This window comes from Achromobacter sp. D7-1, from assembly GCF_059760445.1.
In genome coordinates this window covers 1-21,578 of sequence record NZ_JCBAMT010000002.1, presented here as the reverse complement: position 1 = coordinate 21,578, position 21,578 = coordinate 1, and the positions used below count along the sequence as shown (strand labels likewise).

The window sequence follows — 21,578 nt, the reverse complement described above, 5'->3', positions numbered from 1 at the left end:
TTTTTTCGCGGGCGCGCACAAGGCGCGTCACGAGGACTGCAATGGGATGACCGGCCACGGGATGGGGCCGCTTGCAAAGGACGGGCATGGCTCACGATGAGCGGGCATGCGACCGGGGAAATCTGTCTCTGAGTCTTCTTGAAGCGCGCCGGTCTTGCCGCCAGCGTGAGCGCCGATTGTAGGCAGGGGCCAAAGCGCCCGAGAAGCGCTATCACATGCTTTTGTGTTTTTTACGCTTCGGTAACAGTCCTTCCGTGTGCCGGCCAATTCCGTAAGGTCTGTGTCTAAAAATCAGTGCTGCTGGGAGATAAGTGTTCAATTTTTTACTCGGGTGTTAGCTATCTGTAAGAAAAATCTGTAGTTGTTAGGTTGCCGTTGCATGCGGAAAGAGATGCCTAGAATTCACCCTTCCGTGGAGCAGCGCGGAGCGTAGTGGTTGTATCCAGGCAGCATCCCAGCAGGCATTTAAGTGATGACTATGGAATTCGCCGACATCCTCAATACACTCGATTCACGTCTGCCCTGCGGGGAAGACCTCGAATACGACGCTGACTTTCTGCAACTGCAGCAAGCCGCGGCGGGTCGCGACGAACAGCAGTTCGGTTCGACCATCATCGCCGCGCAGCCGCCTGATTGGCGCGAAGTCGAATGCCTGGCGCGCGCGCTGCTGGAACGCACCCGCGACCTGCGCATCATCGGCCTGTTGACCTCGGCCTGGACTGAAATCCGCGGACTGCCCGGCTACAGCGACGGCCTGGCGCTGGCCGTCGACACCCTGGAACGCTATTGGGAGCCGGTGCATCCCCGGCTCGACAGCGTCGGTGAAAACGATCCCATGCCCCGTATGAATGCGCTGGCGGCCTTTGGCGACATGCAGGGCTGCGCGCGCAGCGTGCGTTCGGCCAGCCTGGTCAGCGGCGTGCACGGACAACTGACTTTGCGCGATACCGAGGCGCTGCTCGATGGCAGCCGACAGGACGCGGACGCCTATCCGGGCGGGCGTCCGCGACTTGTCGAGCGCCTGCGCCAGGCCTGGGCGCAAGGCAATGCCGACGCGCAGGCGCTGCAGTCCGCGGCCGACGCGCTGCGGCGCATGCAGAAACTCGTGGCGGACAAGCTGGGTGATGCCTGGACGCCCGATTACGCCGCCATGCTTCGCACCCTGGACCTGGTACTGGAGGCGACGCGGGACCTTCAATCCGCGCCGCAGGCCGAAATTCTGGCGGACGATGCACCCGCTGCTGCGGCCCCTTCCGCCGCCACGCATCTCGCCGCCGACGGCGCGGCGTGCAGGCAGGACCTGCCCATCCAGTCGCGCGACGAAGCGCTGGCGATGCTCTCCAAGGTATGTGCGTACTTCGAGGCCAACGAGCCCGGCCATCCCGCGCCTTATCTCATCCGCCGCGCCCAGCAGCTTATCCCGATGAGCTTTCACGACATCATCAAGAATCTGGCCCCCCAGGGGTTGGAGCAATTCGAGGCATGGCTGCCGCGGTCCGAGGCAAACCGGCAGGAACCGTAAGGCGGGCCAGCCGCCGCACCAACAAGAGGAGACGACACCATGGCGACCAGCCTGAAGGGAAGCGGCCAGAAGTTCATCGCAAGAAACCGCGCGCCGCGGGTGCAGATCGAGTACGACGTGGAGATTTACGGCGCGGAGCGCAAGATCCAGCTGCCGTTCGTGATGGGCGTGCTGGCGGATCTGGCCGGCAAGTCCGAAACGCCGCAGCCGGAGGTGGGCGAGCGCAAGTTCCTGGACATCGATATCGACAACTTCGATGAACGCATGCGCTCCATCCAGCCGCGCGTGGCGTTCCAGGTACCCAACACGCTGACGGGCGAAGGCAATCTGAACGTGGACGTCACGTTCGAGAGCATCGATGATTTCTCGCCGGCGACCGTCGCTCGAAAAGTCGGCGCGCTGAACGAATTGCTGAGCGCGCGCACGCAGTTGGCAAACCTGTTGACGTACATGGACGGCAAGACCGGCGCCGAGGAACTGATCGGCAGCGTGCTCAAGAACCCGGCGCTGATGAACGCGTTGGCGGCGGCGCCGAAGCCGCAAGAGGAGCCGCGCGCATCCGACGCCCCTGCCACGGATCCCGCCGCCTGATTTCCGCACGAATCGCTTTTCGGAGAATGCCATGACCGCAGTGGCCAAACGCGCCGACGCGCGCGCTGTCGAGACCTTGCAGGCGGACGACCTGTCCGCCCTGCTGAAGAAGGAATTCAAGCCCAAGACCGAGCAGGCGCAGGAGGCGGTGGAGCACGCCGTGCGCACGCTGGCGCACCAGGCGCTGGAGAACAGTGGCGTCGGGCTGTCGTCGGACGCCTACCGCACGATCCAGGCCATCATCGCCGAGATCGACCGGAAGATGTCGGAGCAGATCAACGGCGTGATGCACCACCCCGATTTCCAGCAGCTGGAGGGCGCGTGGCGCGGCCTGCATTACCTGGTCACCAACACCGAGACCGACGAGCTCCTGAAGATCCGCGTGATGTGCATGTCCAAGTCGGAGCTGGGCCGCACGCTCAAGCGGCACAAGGGCGTGGGCTGGGACCAGAGCCCCATCTTCAAGCGGGTGTACGAGGAAGAGTATGGCCAGTTCGGCGGCGAGCCCATCGGCTGCCTGGTCGGCGATTACTACTTCGACCATAGCCCGCCCGACGTGGAACTGTTGGGTGAGATCGCCAAGATCTCGTCCGCCGCGCACTGCCCCTTCATCGCGGGGGCCTCGCCCAACGTGATGCAGATGGATTCGTGGCAGGAACTGGCCAACCCGCGCGATCTGACCAAGATCTTCACCAACACGGAATACGCTGCATGGCGCAGCCTGCGCGAGTCCGAGGACTCGCGCTACATCGGGCTGGCGATGCCGCGCTTCCTGGCGCGGCTGCCATACGGCGCCCGGACCAATCCGGTCGACGAGTTCGACTTCGAGGAAGACACCGACGGCTCGAACCACGATCGCTACACCTGGACCAATTCCGCCTACGCCATGGCGGCCAACGTGAACCGCTCGTTCAAGCTGTACGGCTGGTGCACGTCCATTCGCGGCGTGGAATCGGGCGGCGCCGTGGAGAATCTGCCCTGCCATAGCTTTCCCACCGATGACGGCGGCGTGGACCTGAAGTGCCCGACCGAAATCGCCATCAGCGACCGGCGTGAAGCCGAGCTGGCCAAGAACGGCTTCATGCCGCTGGTGCACAGGAAGAACTCCGATTTCGCTGCCTTCATCGGCGCGCAATCGCTGCAAAAGCCGCACGACTACTACGAGGCCGACGCCTCGGCCAACGCCAAGCTGGCCGCGCGCCTGCCCTATCTCTTCGCGTGCTGCCGTTTTGCCCATTACCTGAAGTGCATCGTGCGCGACAAGATCGGCTCGTTCCGCGAGCGCGACGACATGGAGCGCTGGTTGAACGACTGGATCATGAATTACGTGGACGGCGATCCCGTGAACTCCTCGCAGGAAACCAAGGCGCGCAAACCGCTGGCCGCCGCCGAGGTGCAGGTGCAGGAGATCGAGGACAACCCTGGCTATTACTCCGCCAAGTTTTTCTTGCGGCCGCACTATCAGCTGGAAGGGCTGACGGTGTCGCTGCGGCTGGTTTCCAAGCTGCCTTCGCTCAAACAGAACGAAGGCTGAGTGGCGCTGACAAATCGGGGCGCAACCGTGCCCCATAACTCCGGGAGACAGATGTGGCAGTGGACATGTTCATGAAAATCGATGGAGCCAATGGCGAATCCAAGGACTCCAACCACAAGGACTGGACCGACATCGTGTCCTTCTCGTGGGGCGCCACCCAGCCAGGCAACCTGGCCAGCGGCGGTGGCCTGGGTGCGGGCAAGGCCAGCTTCAACGACCTGCACGTGGTAGCCCGCATCGACAAGGCCGCGCCCGCCGTGATGAAGCACTGCGCCAGCGGCAAGCATCTCAGCAAGATCGAGCTGTCCATGTGCAAGGCGGGCGGCGAGCAGATCGAGTATTCCAAGATCACGCTGGAGGACGTGCTGGTGTCGTCGGTGCAGATTTCTGGGGACCGCAGCGCGGAGGGCGTGGTGGTGAACTTCGCGTTCCAGGCGGCCAAGGTCAAGCAGCAGTACTGGGAGCAGACCGACAAGGGCGGCAAGGGCGCGGAAAGCCTGGTGGCCTGGGATATCAAGCAGAACAAGGAAGTAGGCTAGGGCGGAGGCACCGATGTCCATAGCGACCGTTCCTTTCGGCGCGCTCAGCCTGGCTGGCCAGTTGGACGAGCTGCAGGCGCAGGTGCGCCGGCAGCCCGCCGACGCGGACCTGCGCGCGCAGCTGTTCCAGCTGCTGGCGGTGCAGGGCGATTGGGCGCGCGCGGCCGAGCAACTCAACGTCTGCGGGCATCTCAATGCGCAGGCGCGCCCGACGCAGGTGCTCTATGCCAGCGCCATCGCGGCGGAGCGCGAACGCGAGGCGGTGCTCGCCGGGCAGGGCGAGCCCGCGCTGCTGGACGAGCCCGGTGATTGGCTGCGAGACATGATATCGGCGCTGCGCCTGGACGGCACCGCGCCGGCCCAGGCCGCCGAGCTGCGCGGCAAGGCTTTCGAGGCAGCCAGCGCGCATGCCGGCCTGCTGGAGCTGGCGGCGCAAGAGGCGGCGCAGCCGTTTCAGTGGATCTGCGATGGCGACAGCCGCCTCGGCCCGGTGTTCGAGTTCCTGACGGGCGGGCGCTATGTCTGGCTGCCCTTTGCCGGGCTCAAGCGCGTGCGTTTGCTTGCGCCGGAAGGCCTGTGCGATCTGGTCTGGGCGCAGGCCGAGATCGAACTGACCGATGGCCAGGCGCGGCAGGGCCTGGTGCCGGCGCGCTATCCGGCGGCGCCGGGTGCGCGCATGGTCGAACTGCCGGATTCGGCCAAGCTGGGCAGGACGACCGATTGGCGCACGCTGCATGGCGATACCTACGCGGGCGTGGGGCAGAAGATGTGGCTGACGGATGCCGCGGAAACTGCCCTGCTCGAGGTGCGCAGCCTGGAGCTGGCGTGATGGGCCACGCAGACCGTCCAGGCGATTGGGAACCGCTGTCGCGCGGCCAGCGAGCGGCGCGGGACCGCCTGCAGCCGTCGCTGCTGGATCGCCTGATGGATAACGATCCCGCCAAGCGCGAGGAACCGCGCGAAAACGCCATGCTCACGCATGAGGCGTTGCGCGCGGCGGTGCTGCGGGACCTGCGTTGGCTGCTCAATACCGTGAACCTGCAGGCGTCCCAGGACTTGTCGGCGCATCGGCCGGTGGCCGCGTCCGCGCTGAACTTCGGCGTGCGGGCCATGGCGGGAAAGCGCATGTCGGAGATCGACTGGATCGACGTGGAAGAGTCGATCCGCGAAGCGATAGCCGCATTTGAGCCGCGCATCCTGCGCTCTTCGGTGGAAGTGCGCTGTGTGTCGGACGCTGGCACGCTGGAGCACCACAACGTGCTGAGCCTGGAGATACGCGGCATGCTGTGGTGCGTGCCGCAGCCGCTCGAGTTCCTGTTCCGCACGGACATCGACCTGGAAAGCGGCCACATGGATCTGCGCGATCTGGGCGGTGCTTGATGGACGACCGCCTGCTCGATTACTACAACCGGGAACTGGTCTATCTGCGGGAGCTGGGCGCGGAATTCGCGCAAGCCCATCCCAAGGTGGCCGGACGCCTGGGCATGAATGCTACGGAGGTGGCCGACCCCTATGTCGAGCGCCTGCTGGAGGGCTTCAGCTTTCTGACTGCCCGCATCCACATGAAGATGGATGCGGAATTTCCGCGTTTCTCGCAACGGCTGCTGGAGGTGGTGTACCCCAACTACCTGGCGCCCACGCCAGCGATGGCCATCGTGCAGTTTGCGCCCAGCATGAACGAGGGCACCTTGGCGGGAGGCTTCGAGCTGCCACGCGGCACGCTGCTGCGCGGCCGCGTGGCGCGCGGCGAGCAGACGCCCTGCGACTTCACCACCGGCCACGCCCTGCGCCTGTGGCCCCTGCAGGTCACGCAGGCGGAGTTCACAGCCGCGCCGCAGGATCTGCCGCTGGCGCGCCTGGGCCTGACGGGGCGCACCGCGCGGGTGCTGAGCGCGCTGCGTATCCGGATAGAGGTATGCGGCGGACAACGGCTGGAAGACCTGGATCTCGATCAACTGGTGTTTCACTTGAACGGCCAGGACCTGCAGATGCAGCGCCTGCTGGAAGTGGTGATGGGGCATACCGTGGCGGTGCTGGGCCATGACGCCGCACGGCCGCTAGCCTGGATCAACAGGCTGCCCCCGGGGGCGGTGCGCCATGAAGGCTTTGCCGACGAGCAGGCGCTGTTGCCGGGCGACGCCCGCGTGTTCCAGGGCTACCGGCTGCTGCAAGAGTACTTCGCGTTCGCGCAGCGCTATCTGTTCTTCAGCATCAACGGACTGAAGCAGGGGCTGCGCACGCCCGCGATGCCCCAAGGCGCGCAGCGCGAGACCCGCGCGTTCGACCTGACCCTGCTGTTCTCGATGGCGGCGCCGGAACTGGAGGGTGCGATATCGGCCGCCAATCTGGCGTTGCATTGCGTGCCGGTGATCAACCTGTTCGCCAAGCGGGCGGACCGCGTGGCGGTGACCCCCAGGACTTCCGAGTACCACGTGGTCATCGACCGCAGCCGCCCGCTGGACTACGAGGTCTACGGCGTGACGCGCGTGGCGGGCCACGCTTCCGCACAGCGTCAGGAGCAGGAGTTCCGGCCATTCTATGGCTCGCTGGGCAGCGATCCCGACGAGCACGGCGCCTACTTTTCCGTGCGCCGCGAGCCGCGGCTGGTTTCGGACATTGCGCAGCGCAACGGCACCCGCAGCGGCTACATCGGCAGCGAGGTGTTCCTGTCGCTGGTGGACCGGCGGGAAGCGCCGTTTTCCGGCGACCTGCGGCACCTGACCCTGGAAACCCTGTGCACCAACCGCGATCTGGCGCTGCTGCTGCCGCTGGGGACCGAGACCGACATGACCCTGCGCGTGTCGGCGCCGGTGCGCTCGGTGAAGGTGCTGCACGGACCCACGCGGCCGCGCGCTGCGCTGGCGGAGAATGCCGCGACCTGGCATCTGATCAGCCACCTGGGCCTGAACTACTTGAGCCTGACCGACCTGGACGCAGAGCAGGGCGCGCAAACCCTGCGCGAGATGCTGCACGTCTACGGCAGCCTGGCCGAGCCCGCCACGCGCCGGCACATCGCCGGCCTGCGGCATGTCAGCGCCACGCCGGTGCATCATCGCCTGCCGGTGCCAGGCCCCATCGTCCATGGGCGCGGCGTGCGCATTGCGCTGCAGGTGGACGAGACGGCGTTTTCGGGCATCAGCCCCTATCTGTTTGGTGCCGTGCTGGAGCAGTTCTTCGCGCGCCACGTATCGATCAATCTGATGTCGGAGCTGATCCTCTCGAGCTTGCAGCGCGGCGAGATCGCCCGCTACCAGCCCCGCATGGGACGCCGGCCCGTGGTCTAGGGCCTGTGCACACAAAAAGGAGCGCATGATGAAGTCCGCGACACCTCTGAGCCGCATGGCTTACGACCCCGTCCATCTGCTGGGCGAGTTGCTGCGCCGCGAACCCGACGGCAGCTACGCCGTGGCTTGCGACGGCCGTGTCTGGACCGCGCAGCGCGCCGCCAGCTGCCTGCTGGAGCCGCAACCGGGCGACGAGGTGCTGATCAGCGGCCCCGACCCCGCCCGGGTCTACCTGATCGCCATCACCATGCAGGCCGATCCGGGACGCACCACGCTGCAGGCCGAGGGCGAACTGGTACTGCGTTCGCGCAGCGGCGGGGTGCTGCTGGAGAGCGAGCGTGCCGTGCGCGTGCGCGCGTCCGAGTACGCGGTGGAAGCCGAGGAAGAACGCCATACCTGCGGCAGCATGCGCATGGTGGCGAAGCAGCTGCATGCCACCGTGGGTGAGACGCGGCTGGTGGGCCGGAACTATGAGGCGGTGCTGGACCGCATGACGCTGATGGCGCGGCTGTCGCTGCGCAGCGTCAGCGAGATGGACCAGGTGCGCGCCGGCACCATCGATTTCCAGGCGGAGCAGAGCGCGCGGCTGCACGCGGCCTACACGGTGGTGACGGGCGGCGACCTGGTCAAGGTGGACGCCAAGCAGATCCACATGGGATAGGACGGTGGACATCGCCCAACCCCTTGCCGCTGCCGAAAATCCGCCCGCCGCGCCAGACGGCGCGCTGGCGCAATGGTGGCGCGCGCTGGAGCGCGAACCGCACGCCCACGACCTGTTCCATGCCTTGCGCTGGATAGATGCGCTCTCCGGGGCGCGCAAGCCGCTGGGCCGCGACACGGTCGCGCGCCACGAACCCGTGCGGCTGCGGCAGGAGCCGTCGATGGCATTCGCGCCATCCACCGTGGCGGGCGCGCGCGCAGCCATGGGCGGCCGGCCCGCGGAACTGTCGATATTCAGCTTCGGCCTGTTCGGTCCGAATGGACCCTTGCCTCTGCATCTGACGGAACACGCCCGCGAGCGCATGGCGCATCACGGCGACCGCACGCTGTCTGCATTCGCGGACGTGTTCCACCATCGGCTCATCCTGCTGTTCTACCGCGCCTGGGCCGATGCGCAGAGCACGGTCAGCCTGGATCGCAAGGATGAGCGCTTCACGCGCTACGTGGCCAGCCTGCTGCACATGGGCGAACCGTCGATGCGGCGCCGCGACGCCGTGCTGGACCATGCCAAGTACCACATGGCGGGGCATCTGACGCGCCAGACCCGCAACCCGGAAGGACTCAAGCACATCCTGCAATCGTTCTTCGGCCTGCCGGTGCGCATCCGCGAGTTCGTGCCGCAGTGGATCCGCCTGGAACCGGCACAGCGACTGGGGCTGGGCGGCTTGGCGGGGCTGGGGCGCGACACGGTGCTGGGGGTCGCGGTGCGCGACGCCCAGCACAAGTTCCGCATCGAGATCGGTCCCTTGGCGCTGGCGGACTACCAGAGCTTTCTGCCTGGAGGCGAGCGCGCCCGCCAGCTGACGCATTGGGTCAGGCATTACATCGGCATGGAGCTGGCCTGGGATCTGCGCCCGGTGCTGCGTGCGCAGGATGCGCGCGGACTGGCCCTTGGGGCGCAGCGACCGCTGGGCCTCTCTTCGTGGCTGGGCAAGCGCCGGCCCGAGCAAGGCGAAGCTGGCGATCTCCTGCTGGATTATGAAAGCCGCGGCCGTATCCCGCCGCGTGGCCGCTTGCCGGCTTCAACCTCAACGACCACACGCGCCTGACGCGCCACCCTGCCATGTCGGATATCGGCCGCATCGACCTCTTCGGAAAGCTCAATCCGCTGCTCTACCAGACGCTGGAGGGCGCCACCGCGTTCTGCAAGCTGCGCGGCAATCCCTATGTGGAACTGGTGCATTGGGTGCATCAGATCCTGCATGCGCAAGACAGCGACCTGCACCGGATTGCGCGCCGCTTCGGACTGGACATGGCGGCATTGCAAGCCGACCTGACGGCGGAGCTGGACCGCCTGCCGGCCGGGGCGGGTTCGGTGTCCGATCTGTCCGAACACATCGATTACGCGGTCGAAAGGGCCTGGGTGTTGGGATCGCTGCGCTATGGCGCGGCACGCATCCGCAGCGCCCATCTGCTGGCGGGACTGGCGCGGACCTACGCGCTGCGCCACGTGCTGCTGGGCATGTCGGCGCAGTTCTCGCGCATCGTGCCGGATACGCTGCTGGAACAGCTGCAAGAGATCGTGCAGGGCTCGCCGGAAGACGCGGCCGAGGCGGCGTCCGTTGCCGCCGCCGGGGCGCCGGGCGAGGGCGGTTCCGCGCTTGCGCGCTTCGCGGTCGATCTGACCGCTCGCGCGCGCGCGGGCGAGATCGATCCGGTATCCGGACGCGATGAGGAAATCCGCCAGCTCATCGATGTGCTGATGCGGCGGCGCCAGAACAACCCGCTACTGGCCGGCGAGGCCGGCGTCGGCAAGACGGCCGTGGTGGAAGGCCTGGCGCTGCGCCTGGCGGCGGGAGAGGTGCCACCGCAGCTGCGCGACGTTGCGCTGTATCTGCTGGACATCGGCCTGTTGCAGGCGGGCGCGGGCGTGAAGGGCGAGTTCGAGCAACGGCTGCGCGGTGTCATAGACGAGGTGCTGGCCAGCGAGCGGCCGGTGGTGCTGTTCATCGACGAGATCCACACGCTGGTGGGCGCAGGCGGCGCCGCGGGCACGGGAGACGCGGCCAACCTGTTGAAGCCTGCGCTGGCGCGCGGCCAACTGCGCACCATAGGCGCCACCACCTGGTCGGAATACAAGAAGTACATCGAGAAGGACCCGGCGCTCAGCCGCCGCTTCCAGGTCATACAGGTGCACGAGCCCGACGAGGCGCGTGCATTCGGCATGCTGCGGGGCCTGGCTGAAACGCTGCAGGCCCATCATGGCGTGCTGCTGCTGGACGAGGCGATCGAGGCGGCGGTGACCTTGTCGCATCGCTATATTCCCGCGCGCCAGCTGCCTGACAAGGCGGTGGCGCTGCTGGACACGGCCTGCGCGCGTGTTGCGGTCAGTCAGCATGCGGTGCCGCCCAGCCTGGAGGACGCGCGCAGGCGGGTCCAGGCACTGGAGTTGGCGCAGCGCATCGCCGAACGTGAACTGCGCCTGGGCGAAGGCGACGCGCAGCGGATCCAGCGCCTGGCGGCCGAGCAGGCCGGCGCCGCGGACGATGAGCGGACGCTGGCGGCGCGCTGGGAGTCGGAACGTGCGTTGGCCGGGCATGTGCTGACATTGCGCAAGACGCTGGACCTTGCAGCGTCCGATGCGCAGGAAGACCAGCGCCGCGCGTTGACGCAGGCGCGCGTAGCGCTGGCGGCCAGCCAGGGCGAGACGGCGATGGTGCATTGCGCGGTCGATGCGGCGGCGGTCGCGGCGGTGGTGGCCGACTGGACCGGCATCCCCGTGGGCCGCATGCTGCGGGACGAGGCGCGCGCCGTGCTGGATCTGGCGGATACGCTGTCGACGCGGGTGATCGGCCAGCGCGAAGCGCTGGAGGCGGTGGCGCGCCGGGTCCAGACCTCTCGTGCCGGCTTGACCGACCCGGACAAGCCGGTGGGCGTGTTCCTGCTCTGCGGCCCCAGCGGCGTCGGCAAGACGGAGACCGCGCTGGCCTTGGCCGAGGCGCTTTACGGTGGCGAGCAGAACCTGATCACGATCAACATGAGCGAGTTCCAGGAGTCGCATACGGTGTCCACGCTCAAGGGCGCGCCGCCTGGATACGTGGGCTATGGCGAGGGCGGCGTGCTGACCGAGGCGGTGCGCAGGCGGCCCTACAGCGTGGTGCTGCTGGACGAGGTGGAGAAGGCGCACGCCGACGTGCATGAGATCTTCTTCCAGGTCTTCGACAAGGGCTGGATGGAGGACGGCGAGGGGCGCTACATCGATTTTCGCAACGCGGTGATCATCCTGACCTCCAACGTGGGCGCGGACCGCATCGCGGCGCTGTGCCGCGACCCGGAGCTGTTGCCGGACAGCGCCGCGCTGGCCGCGGCATTGCGCGAGCCGCTGCTGCACGCTTTTCCTGCTGCCTTGCTGGGCCGGCTGGTCGCGGTGCCCTATCTGCCGCTGCCGGACACCATGCTGGCACGCATCGTGGACCTGCAATTCGAGCGCGTGCGCCGCCGCCTGTCGGAGCACCACGGCATCGTGCTGGAGGTGACGCCCGAAGCCACCGCGCTGGTCGTGGCGCGATGCGCCGAAGTGGAGTCGGGGGCGCGCATGGTGGATGCCGTGCTCACCAACACGGTGCTGCCCAGGATCAGCCGGGAGCTGCTGGGCGCCTCGATGCAGGACCGCAGGCTGAGCAGGGTAGGCCTGTCAGCCGCCGACGGGGAGTTCCGTTATGACTACGCCTGAGACTTCAGCGGTCTTGGTCGCCGGGCTCTGGCTTGACGGGCGCGGGCCGCAAGTAGCCGCCGATCTCCCGCAGATGGTCGGATGCGCTGCGATGGTCCGCGGACTCGCGCGGACGGCCCAAGGCATCATCGACGGGATGGGCGCGGTGCTCGGCCAGCGCATCGTCGGCGGGCAGGGCGGACGGGGTGCCGTCCGAGAAGATGCTGGGCGTGCCATCGCCGGGCGCGTCGAACAGCGCCAGGGGATCGGTGAGCGCGCTCGCCACCGCGCCATCGCCGGGCGGCAGGTGGCGCAAGGGGTCTTCCGGATTGCGCGCCTGGGCGGAGTCCAGATCGAAGGGATGCGTGGAGACGTCCGGCGCGCTGCCCACGGGCAAGGTGCCCGGGCCGATCAGGTCGCTGAAGATGTCGTCGTCGGCGACCACGGACGTAGCGGCTGCCGCCGTTTCGGGCGCGCCCGTATCTGCCCGCAGCCGGTAATCGCCGATCTGCAATTCGTCGCCGGGATTCAGCGGCACTTCCTGGTCCCGCGCGAGCGCCTGGCCATTGACGCTGACGGCGCTCATGCTGCTCAGGTTCAGCACAAAGCCGGCGTCCGCGTCGTTGACGCGGATCGCCGCCTGCACGCGGCAGATGGCGCGCGTGGGATCGGGCAGGGCCAGGTGATTGTCGAGACTGCGGCCTATCGTGGCGCCGGGCGCCGTGAACACGGCGTGGATGGGGTCGAAGGCCGGATCGCCGGCACGCTGGAACACGATGAGTTTCACGCCTGTCTCCTGGGCGCCGTCGGCGCGTTAGCGAGTCTGGGACGCCTGCGCCGCCTGGAAAGCCGGTCCCCACAGGGGATGTCCGGCCTCATTCGGCGCAAGCTGGAACGAAGGTTGCAGCTGCAGGATGCGGACGAAGCTGTCCTCGCACAGCTGGCGGTAGTTGGTCACGCAGTAGCTGAAGGCTTGCAGCTTGAGGGCTTCCACCCGCGTGGGCGTGGGCGCGGAGGCCAGCGCGTCGGAAGTCGCCACGGTACGCACGACAGCGCCGAAGCGGCTGGCGGCATATTCGTCGCGGACCTGCTGCAAGGCGTCCACGGCCTGCGGCGATGGCGTGGCGGCACAGGCGGCGAGCAGGGCGAGAGCGGATATCAAGCTGATGCGTGCGGGCTGTTTCATGGCGCGGGCGTGTCGTTCGGGGTGGGTAGGCCTGGTCATTCCGCCGATGATAGCGGCCCGTCGTGCAAGGTATGCGTCGCGGCGTAACAGACGTGTGTACTTTTATTTCCGAGGTCCTATGAGCAGTCCATGCCTACGAATGATTCCGACGGGACGGCGACGCATCGCGGCGATTCTTGCGGGCGTGCTGGCGGCGGCGCTGCTCGCGGCATGTTCGTCGACGGCCAGGCGCGTGCCCGTGCCTTATGCGATCGAGCTGCGCGCGGATCCCAAAGTCAACCAGAACGCGGGCGGCAGGCCGTCGCCGGTACAGGTGACGATCTACGAGTTGAAGTCAGCCAGCATCTTCGAATCGCGCGACTTTTTCACCTTGCAGGGCGATGCGCACGCGGCGCTGGGCGCTGAGCTGCTCAATGTCGATCAGGTGATCCTGAAGCCGGGCGAGACCAAGGTGGTGCAGTACCCCGGCAATGCCGAGGCGCGCGTGGTGGGCGTGGTGGCGGCCTATCGCGAACTGGAGCAGAGCAAGTGGCGGCTGCTGGTGGCGCTGCCCGAGGCGCAGAACACCAATATGTACAAGGTCTGGCAGTTTTCGCCGAATGAGGAGACGGTGAAAGTCGCGGTCAAGCGCGACGGGCTGGAAGAAGTGGATCGCAGCCGTTCGTGGTGGCCCTTTTAGATGCTGAGAGAACCGGACATGGTGAGCAGAGACAAAGTGATCTGGTCGGAGGGTATGTTCCTGCGGCCCCAGCATTTCCAGCAGTTTGAACGCCATATGCTGCACACCGCGCAGCAGCGCGCGGCCGCGCTCCAGGGGTTCTTCTGGGGCTTTAGCCAGCTGTCGCTGGACCGCGACGCGCTGGCGATAGGCAAGGTGGCGCTGACGCGGGCGCAAGGCGTCATGCCCGATGGCACGCCATTCGATTTTTCGCACCCGGACGCGGCGCCGGCGGCGTTCGAAGTGCCGGCGCAAACGCGCGGCGCGCGCATCCTGCTGGCCCTACCGCGCGTGCGCGCCGGCGCCAGTGACGTCATCTACGAAGGCGAGGAAGACACGCTGGCGCGCTATCTGGTGCACGAGGCCGAGGTGGAGGACAGCGGCTCGGTGGCCCTGGAACCCGTCCTGATGCAGCTGGGCCGCTTGCGCTTGCGGCTGATGCTGGAGGACGACCTGACCGACGACTGGCTGGGCCTGGGTGTGGCGCGCATCCTGGAGCGCCGCTCGGACAACCGAGTAGTGCTGGACGAGGGCTACATAGCGCCCTGGGTGGCGGCGGGCGAGCATCCGGTCCTGCGCGGCTTTGTCGATGAATTGCACGGGCTGCTCGACGCGCGCAGCGAGGCGCTGGCCGCGCGCTTGTCGCAGCCCGGCCGCGGCGGCGTCTCCGAGGTGTCGGACTTCATGCTGCTGGAGACCGTCAACCGCTATATGGGCTCGGTCTGGCATGCGCGCCAGAGCCCCGCGCAGCATCCCGAGCGCCTGTTCCACGACTGGCTGATGCTGGCCTGCGACCTCGCCACTTTCACGTCCGCGACGCGGCGGCCGGGCGTATTGCCGGGGTATGCGCACGACGATCTGCAGGGCAGCTTCACGCCCCTGATGAATGAGCTGCGCCGTTCGTTGTCAGCCGTGCTGGAGCAACGTGCCTTGCAGATTCCGCTGCAGGACCGCGGCCAGGGCGTGCGCGTGGCGCAGATCCAGGACGCTGAACTGTTGCAATCGGCCGGTTTCGTGCTGGCGGTGCTTGCGGATCTGGGTGTGGAGGCCGTGCGCACGCGCTTTCCGGCGCAGGTCAAGATCGGTCCGGTGGAACGCATTCGCGACCTGGTGCACCTGCAATTGCCGGGCGTCGCCGTGCGTGCGCTGCCGGTGGCGCCGCGGCAGATTCCATACAGCGCCGGACATGTCTACTTCGAATTGGATAAGAGCGGCGAATTCTGGAAGCAGCTGGAGCGCACCGGCGCGCTTGCGCTGCATCTGGCGGGCGATTTTCCCGGGTTGACGATGGAGTTCTGGGCGCTGCGCGATTGAGCGCAGTCCAACCAGACGGAGACAACTATGCATGCTTCGGATCACACGCTGGCCGGCCCTCCGGGCGGCATGGGCGAGGGCGCTGCCAGTACGGCGGGCAGGCTGCGGCCCCACGACTACGTCATCAGCGGCACCAATCCGCTGGTGGCGGCGGCGAACCCGCTGCTGGACCTGATTCCGCAGATCCGCGCAACGGCGACCCATCCGTCGCCCGCGATGCTGCGCGAGCACCTGCTGGACGAGGTGCGCCAGTTCGAGCTGCGCGCGCAGCAGGCGGGCATACCCAACGAAACCATACTGGGCGCGCGCTATTGCCTGTGCACGGCATTGGACGAGGCCGCCGCGCTCACGCCATGGGGCGGGGGCGGGGTGTGGTCCGCGCACAGCCTGCTGGTCACTTTCCACAACGAGACCTGGGGCGGCGAAAAGTTCTTCCAGCTGCTGGCCAAGCTGTCGCAGAACCCGGGGCAGCATCTGGATCTGCTGGAGCTGCTGTACTACTGCCTGCTGCTGGGTTTTGAAGGACGCTACCGCGTGATCGACAACGGCCGCTCGCAGCTGGAGACGCTGCGGCAGCGTCTGCTGCGGATCCTGCGCGGCGCGCGCGGCGAGTATCCGCTGGCGCTGTCGCCCCATTGGCGCGACGAACCGGCGCAGACGCCCTTGCGCCGCTTGCCCGTGCCGCTGTGGGTGTTCGGCGCATTGGCCGCCGTGCTGGCGCTGGCGCTGTACTGGGGCCTGGGCTGGCGCCTGGGCAGCCAATCCGACGCCGTGTTCGCATCCATCGCCAAGCTGCGTCCGCCTACCGTGCAGATCGCGCCGACGGCGGTGAAGCGGCCGGCGCCTGCGCCGCGGCTGGCGGTGTTCCTGGCGCCCGAGATCCGCGATCAGCTGGTCTCCGTGCGCGACGAGGTGGACCGTAGCGTGGTGGTGCTGCGGGGCGACGGCGTGTTCGAGTCGGGCGCCAGTTCCGTGCGCGACCAGTATCTGCCGGTGTTGTCGCGCGTGGCCGATGCCTTGCGCGAGACGCAGGGCAGCATTCTGGTGCGCGGCTACTCCGACAATACGCCGATGCGCAGCGCACGCTTCCCGTCCAACTGGCACCTGTCGCAGGCGCGCGCGGATGCGGTCAAGGACATGCTGGAGCAGCGCCTGGGCCAGACGGCCAGGGTGCGCGCGGAGGGCCGCGGCGATGCCGATCCGGTGGCGCCCAACGACACGGCAGCGGGCCGCGCGCTGAACCGGCGAGTGGAGATCACGGTGCTGGTGCCGCCGCCGGCGCACGAGCAGGGAGGACAGGAATGATCTACAGGCTGTTCGGATGGTTCTTCAGCCGCCGCGTGTGGAACTTCCTGGGGCTGGTGGCCCTGGCGGTGCTGATCTGGATCGCGGGGCCGCTCATCGCGATCGGCACCGTGCGCCCGCTGGAAAGCGAAACAGTGCGCACTGCGGTCATCGTGGCGATGTTCGCAATCTGGCTGCTGCGGTTGCTGTGGCGCAAATGGCGCGAGGGGCGTTTGAACGCACAGTTGCTGAGCCAGCTGCGGCGGCCCAAGCCCAAGGCGGACAAGCCTTTGGAGGAGGCCGCCGGCAATGACGAGATACGCCAGCTGGAGGCGCGGTTCCACGAGGCCGTGGAACTGCTGCGCAAGACACGCTTCGAGAGCCGTGGCAAGCGCAGCGCGCTGGACCGGTTCTCGAAGCAGTATCTGTACCAGTTGCCCTGGTACGTGATCATCGGTGCGCCGGGCGCGGGCAAGACCACCGCGCTGGTGAATTCGGGGCTGAACTTTCCCCTGGCGGAACGCTATGGCAAGGTGGCCCTGCGGGGAGTGGGCGGCACCCGCAATTGCGACTGGTGGTTTACCGACGATGCCGTGCTGTTGGACACGGCTGGGCGCTACACCACGCACGAAAGCGATCCGACTGGCGACGAGGAAGAGTGGCGCGGCTTTCTCGGCCTGCTGTCCAAGTATCGCGGCCGGCAGCCCATCAATGGCGCCATGCTGACGGTCAGCGTCGAAGACCTGCTGTCGGCTTCCGACGCGGAACGGGCGCAGCATGCGGCGGTGTTGCGACGCCGGCTGCAGGAACTGCGTGAACAGTTGGGCATCGCGTTTCCGGTCTATGTGCTGGTGACCAAGACCGACCTGCTGTCGGGCTTCGAAGAGTACTTCGCTTCCTTCACCCGCGAGGAACTGGCGCAGATATGGGGCTTCACCTTGCCGTATGCGCGCGCGCAGGAGCCGGACTTCGACCTGTACGAGGCCTTTCACGAGGAATATGCCTTGTTGCAGCGGCGCCTGGATGACGCCTTGCCCGACGTGGTGGCGGCCGAGAGCGATCCGGCGCGGCGCGCGCTCGCCTATATGCTGCCGCAGCAGTTTGCCGGCCTGCAGGCCATCCTGGGCCATTTCCTGAGCGATGTGTTCGCGACCTCGAAATTCGAGGCGCGCGTCATTCCACGAGGCGTCTACTTCACCAGCGGCACGCAGGGCGGCGAAACCTTCGACCAGGTGACCGGGCATCTGAAGCGCTACCTGCGCATCGACGGCGGCGCCGCGTCCGCGGCCAGCGTACCGGGTGAAGGAGAGGGCCGCAGCTACTTCCTGAAAAATCTGCTGCAGGACGTGATCTTCCGCGAAGCGGGCCTGGCGAGCCGCAACCTGCGCTGGGAACGCCGCTACCGGCAGCTGCATTGGGCGGGCTACGGCCTGGTGACAGCGGCCTTCGTGGCCTTGATCGGGGGGTGGGCGATGAGCTATCGCAACAACGCCGATTACGTGGAGGAAGTGGCGCGGCGCGTACCCGCAGTGGAGAAGCTGACGCGCGACATCAAGATCACGCGCACCGGCGACCTGCTGGGACTGATGCCCTTCCTGGACAGCCTCTGGTACCTGCCGCAGCATGAAGGCTTCGAGATCGACAACCCGCCGCTGAGCTATCGCTATGGCCTCTACCAGGGCCAGAAACTGCAGGCGGCGGCGCAGGGCGTGTACGGCAACACGCTGGACCAGGTGCTGCTGCCGCAAGTGGCGCGGCGCGTCGAGACCGCGTTGCGCGACGCCTCGGCCAGCGACCTGGAATATTCCTACGAGGCGCTGCGGGCCTATCTGATGCTGTACGAGGCCGAGCGCTATGACGCGGAGTTCATGCATGCCTGGCTGCTGTCGGACATGCAGACCACCTTGCCCGAGGGCTACACGCGGCGCCAGTATGAACAGCTGTCGCTGCACCTGCGCAACCTGACGCAGAGCCATGTGCTGGCCTCGCCGTTTCCCAAGGATGACGCGTTGGTGGCACAGGCGCGCGAGAAGCTGGCGCGCTACACGCTGGCGCAACGCGCCTACAGCCGGCTGCGCCGCACCCTGGCCAACGCCGATGCGGCGCCCGAGATCACGGTGGTGACGCTGGGCGGCGCGCAGGCCAGCGCCGTCTTTGTGCGCAAGAACGGCAAGCCGTTGAGCCAGGGCATACCCGCGCTCTACAGCTATCGCGGCTACTGGGACGTGTTCAACAAGCGCGTCACCGGCGTGGCCGAGGTGCTGCGGTCGGACGATGCGTGGATCTTGAACATACCCTTGCGCAGCCAGCTGGACCAGACGGCGCAACGCCAGCTGGTGGTGGACATCAAGCGCTTGTACATGAACGACTACGTGGCGCAGTGGGACGGCTATCTGAACGATCTGCAGCTGGCGCCCAGCAAATCGCTGCTGCAGAACATCCAGATGGCGCGCACCTTGTCGGCGCCGGAGTCACCGCTGGTGCGGCTGGTGCGCGGCGTCGCGCGCGAAACCTCCTTGCTGCGCGATACCGGCAAGGACGACCGTTCGCTGGTGGATCAGGCGCGCGACCGCGTCAGCAGCACGCGCGAGGCGCTGGAGCAGATGTTCGGGCCGACCGGGCCGGGCGCGGCCATGCGGGCCGACGCCACCGACGAGAAGCTGGAGCGCATCGTGGACCAGCACTTCGAACCCTACCGGCGGTTGGCCGAAGGCGAGGGCGCGACGGCCGGCGCTGCTTCTCCGATCGCCGCAACCACGGGCCTCATCAACGAGCTCTATACCTATCTGACGGCGGCGGACGCGGCCTTGCGCAGCGGCAGTCCCGCGCCCAGTTCGGATGCCGTGACCAAGCTGCGGGCGGAGGCGGGACGCCTGCCCGGGCCGTTGCGCGACGTGCTCAATTCCCTGTCCGTGAACGCGTCCGGCGAGGTGTCCGACGTGGCCCGGGCGCGCATGGGCGAGACCGTGTCCGCCACCATAGGCATGTTCTGCAGCCAGTCCGTGGCCGGACGCTACCCGTTTTCCGGCCGTTCCACGCGCGACGTGGCGCCCAACGACATGGCGCGGCTGTTCGGGCCCAACGGCCTGATGGACGACTTCTTCCAGAAGAACCTGGCGAACCAGATCGACGTGTCCGGACAGCGCTGGCGCTTTAAGCCCGGCATCGATGGCAAGTCGGGTGAGAACTCCGGCACGCTGGATGCCTTCCAGCGCGCCGGCGTCATCCGCGACGTGTACTTCATGGCGGGCAACCCCATGCCCTCGTACCGGGTGGCCATCAGGCCCGTGGAAATGGACGCGGACATTACCCAGTTCGTGATGGACGTGGACGGCCAGGCGGTGCGCTACGCGCACGGCCCGCAGGTCGCGACCACGGTGCAGTGGCCCGGCCCCCGCGGTAGCAACCAGGTGCGTATAGAGCTTACGCCGCAGGAAGGGGCGGCGGGCATGACCACGTCCGGCCCCTGGGCGCTGAACCGCATGCTGGATCGTGCGCAGCTGCGGCGCGGCGCCACGGCGGAAATCACGCTGGCCACATTCGACCTGGGCGGGCGCAAGGTGGTGCTGGAGATCACCGCCAGCAGCGTCAAAAGCCCTTTTCATCTAGCCGAGATGCAGGCCTTTGCCTGCCCCGGCGCGTCATGAACAGGACATGGACATGGAGCTAGCAGTGGAGCGGGGACGGGTGGGCTGGTACGGCAAGATTCCGGCGGCGGGAGATTTCGTGCACCGGCGTCTGCCGCGCGAGCTGATCACCTGGTGGGACCGCTGGTTGCAGTTCGGGCTGGCTGCGTTGAAGCAAGCGCCGGACGTCAACGCCGCGCGCGGTTTCGCGTCGGCGCCCATCTGGAATTTCGCGATTCCATCGGGGCCGGGCGCCGGCGTCGCGCAGCTGGGCTGCATCACGCCCAGCCGCGACCGGGTGGGCCGGGGCTATCCGCTGTGCGTGGTCATGGCCGTGCCGCCCGAGCAGTACCACAGCAGCATCCTGGACGGCGCCAGCGACTATTACCGGCAGGTCGGCGCCAGCTTGCTGGCCGCGGTGCGCCATGGTTGCCCGGCGGAACAGTTCGACCGCAGCCTGCAGCAGTTGCGCATGCCCGTGGCGGCGGCGCGCGTGTCCGCGCCAGGCGCAGGCGCCGCGCCGCGCGCGGGCAGCGACATCATGGACATCCTGAGCGCGGGCCGGGAGCAGGATTCCGCGCCGCTGGCGCGCCGTGCCCTGGGTGCCTGGCCCGATCTGCCGTTCTGCTTCAATCCCAGTTCCCACACCAGCTATTGGTGGACCAACCAGGCGGACGGCGCGGCTTTGCAGACCTACATTCATGGTGGCGCGCTGAACGCCACGCTGTTCGCCAGATTGTTCTCATCCCTGCCGACCTGGCATCCCTGAACCTGCCGGAGGACCGCGCATGCTTCGAACTTCAGCTGTGCCGCCGGGACCGGGCCCGGCAGGCTTGCCGGCCGCTCCAGATGAGGCGCGCCTGGCCGAGATCTTGCGCCTGCCGCCCGGGCGGCTGCGTGAACAGGAGATCCTGCGCGTCGTCGCCGGTTTTTCCGCGTCCCTGGCCGCCTTGCACGAGGCCGGCGGGGTGCACGGCGGCATCTGCCCCGGTGCCGTGATCCGCGATGCGCAGGGTGTTGCCGTCCTGGCGCCACCTGCCGATGTTGCGCCGGATGAGGAAGACGCCGTCCGGCACGCGGGTTACGCCGCGTTCGAACAGTACACGGACGATCCGAGCCATGCTTGCGGCCCTTGGACGGACGTGTACGGGCTGTCGGCGCTGGCGTACTTCCTGGCGTCGGGTGCAGCCCCTCCGGGCGCGTTGGCACGGCGCGTGCGCGACGACTGCCTGCCTTTGGACGAATGGCAACCGGGCGCCTATCGAGCGGCGTTCTGCGCCGCCGTGGACGAGGGGCTGGCGATGGAGGAGCAGGCCAGGCCGCGGACGGCTGCGGCGCTTGTCGCGGCGATGGGTGCGATCCCGCCGGCCGTGGCGGCTGCTGTGGCGCATCCAGCGCCGGCGCCGGCGGCGGATCCGGAGCCGGAGCCGGAGCCGGACATATTTGCGCCCTCATTGATGGCGGAGACGCCCGCCGACGAATCTGCCGATCCACCGCCGGTTGCCGCCCGCCTGACCGCGATGCGGCCGGAGCACCCGGCGCGGGCGCGGCGCATGTTGCCGCTGGCCGTGGCGGGCCTGCTGCTGCTTGCGGCGGGCGGGTATGCGT

General features: G+C 67.6%; 18 protein-coding genes. 16 read left to right on the top strand and 2 right to left on the bottom strand.

The features are described 5' to 3' along the window. Nucleotides 1-472: 472 nt before the first annotated feature. The 10 genes from tssA (at nt 473) to tssH (ending at nt 11,863) form a co-directional block, all read left to right on the top strand. The gene (gene tssA, locus AC6LKD_RS01330; protein ID WP_498114823.1) at nt 473-1,522 is read left to right on the top strand and encodes a type VI secretion system protein TssA; all 1,050 of its coding nucleotides are present in this window, start codon (nt 473-475) and stop codon (nt 1,520-1,522) included. A 39-nt stretch (nt 1,523-1,561) separates the two neighbouring features. Then, complete coding sequence (gene tssB / locus AC6LKD_RS01325; RefSeq protein ID WP_013396977.1) at nt 1,562-2,113, top strand: type VI secretion system contractile sheath small subunit; 552 nt, start codon at nt 1,562-1,564, stop codon at nt 2,111-2,113. A gap of 31 nt (nt 2,114-2,144) precedes the next feature. Then, nucleotides 2,145-3,647, top strand: coding sequence for a type VI secretion system contractile sheath large subunit (tssC, locus tag AC6LKD_RS01320; protein ID WP_013396976.1), 1,503 nt, complete (start codon nt 2,145-2,147; stop codon nt 3,645-3,647). Nucleotides 3,648-3,718: 71 nt separating this feature from the next. Continuing rightward, nucleotides 3,719-4,186 carry an Hcp family type VI secretion system effector gene (locus AC6LKD_RS01315; RefSeq protein WP_085947903.1) on the top strand — a complete coding sequence of 156 codons (468 nt, stop codon included), beginning with the start codon at nt 3,719-3,721 and terminating at the stop codon, nt 4,184-4,186. Nucleotides 4,187-4,199: 13 nt separating this feature from the next. After that, the gene (locus AC6LKD_RS01310) at nt 4,200-5,015 is read left to right on the top strand and encodes a type VI secretion system accessory protein TagJ (RefSeq protein ID WP_498114822.1); all 816 of its coding nucleotides are present in this window, start codon (nt 4,200-4,202) and stop codon (nt 5,013-5,015) included. Next, entirely contained in the window at nt 5,015-5,566 is a 552-nt protein-coding gene (gene tssE / locus AC6LKD_RS01305) for a type VI secretion system baseplate subunit TssE (RefSeq protein ID WP_013396973.1), read from the top strand. The genes AC6LKD_RS01310 and tssE overlap by 1 nt, the downstream gene beginning before the upstream one ends. Next, the gene (tssF, locus tag AC6LKD_RS01300; RefSeq protein WP_498114820.1) at nt 5,566-7,470 is read left to right on the top strand and encodes a type VI secretion system baseplate subunit TssF; all 1,905 of its coding nucleotides are present in this window, start codon (nt 5,566-5,568) and stop codon (nt 7,468-7,470) included. Before tssE ends, tssF begins: the two co-directional genes overlap by 1 nt. A gap of 25 nt (nt 7,471-7,495) precedes the next feature. Continuing rightward, nucleotides 7,496-8,131 (top strand): DUF3540 domain-containing protein, encoded by a 636-nt coding sequence (locus AC6LKD_RS01295; protein ID WP_498114818.1) that lies wholly within the window; start codon nt 7,496-7,498, stop codon nt 8,129-8,131. A 4-nt stretch (nt 8,132-8,135) separates the two neighbouring features. Next, a complete protein-coding gene (tssG, locus tag AC6LKD_RS01290; protein WP_492273847.1) occupies nt 8,136-9,239 on the top strand; it encodes a type VI secretion system baseplate subunit TssG in 1,104 nt (367 codons plus the stop codon). A gap of 14 nt (nt 9,240-9,253) precedes the next feature. Then, complete coding sequence (gene tssH, locus AC6LKD_RS01285) at nt 9,254-11,863, top strand: type VI secretion system ATPase TssH (RefSeq protein ID WP_498114817.1); 2,610 nt, start codon at nt 9,254-9,256, stop codon at nt 11,861-11,863. A gap of 4 nt (nt 11,864-11,867) precedes the next feature. Here tssH and AC6LKD_RS01280 read toward each other — a convergent pair whose 3' ends face one another. Further along, nucleotides 11,868-12,629 (bottom strand): FHA domain-containing protein, encoded by a 762-nt coding sequence (locus tag AC6LKD_RS01280; protein ID WP_498114815.1) that lies wholly within the window; start codon nt 12,627-12,629, stop codon nt 11,868-11,870. A gap of 27 nt (nt 12,630-12,656) precedes the next feature. Further along, nucleotides 12,657-13,028 (bottom strand): TssQ family T6SS-associated lipoprotein, encoded by a 372-nt coding sequence (locus AC6LKD_RS01275; protein ID WP_013396967.1) that lies wholly within the window; start codon nt 13,026-13,028, stop codon nt 12,657-12,659. 139 nt (nt 13,029-13,167) lie between these two features. Between AC6LKD_RS01275 and tssJ the strand changes: the two genes are divergently transcribed. From tssJ to AC6LKD_RS01245, 6 genes are all read left to right on the top strand, one after another. Next, nucleotides 13,168-13,707, top strand: coding sequence for a type VI secretion system lipoprotein TssJ (gene tssJ / locus AC6LKD_RS01270; protein ID WP_498114813.1), 540 nt, complete (start codon nt 13,168-13,170; stop codon nt 13,705-13,707). An 18-nt stretch (nt 13,708-13,725) separates the two neighbouring features. Beyond that, complete coding sequence (tssK, locus tag AC6LKD_RS01265; RefSeq protein WP_498114812.1) at nt 13,726-15,060, top strand: type VI secretion system baseplate subunit TssK; 1,335 nt, start codon at nt 13,726-13,728, stop codon at nt 15,058-15,060. 27 nt (nt 15,061-15,087) lie between these two features. Continuing rightward, nucleotides 15,088-16,365 (top strand): DotU family type VI secretion system protein, encoded by a 1,278-nt coding sequence (locus AC6LKD_RS01260; protein WP_498114811.1) that lies wholly within the window; start codon nt 15,088-15,090, stop codon nt 16,363-16,365. Then, on the top strand, nt 16,362-19,991 hold the full coding sequence (gene tssM / locus AC6LKD_RS01255) for a type VI secretion system membrane subunit TssM (RefSeq protein ID WP_498114809.1): 3,630 nt from the start codon (nt 16,362-16,364) through the stop codon (nt 19,989-19,991). Before AC6LKD_RS01260 ends, tssM begins: the two co-directional genes overlap by 4 nt. A 13-nt stretch (nt 19,992-20,004) precedes the next feature. Then, nucleotides 20,005-20,739: a type VI secretion system-associated protein TagF gene (gene tagF, locus AC6LKD_RS01250; RefSeq protein WP_492273855.1), complete on the top strand. Its 735-nt coding sequence runs from the start codon at nt 20,005-20,007 to the stop codon at nt 20,737-20,739. A 19-nt stretch (nt 20,740-20,758) separates the two neighbouring features. Further along, nucleotides 20,759-21,578 (top strand): protein kinase family protein (locus tag AC6LKD_RS01245; protein WP_498114808.1); only part of this gene is annotated, 820 nt, incomplete at its 3' end.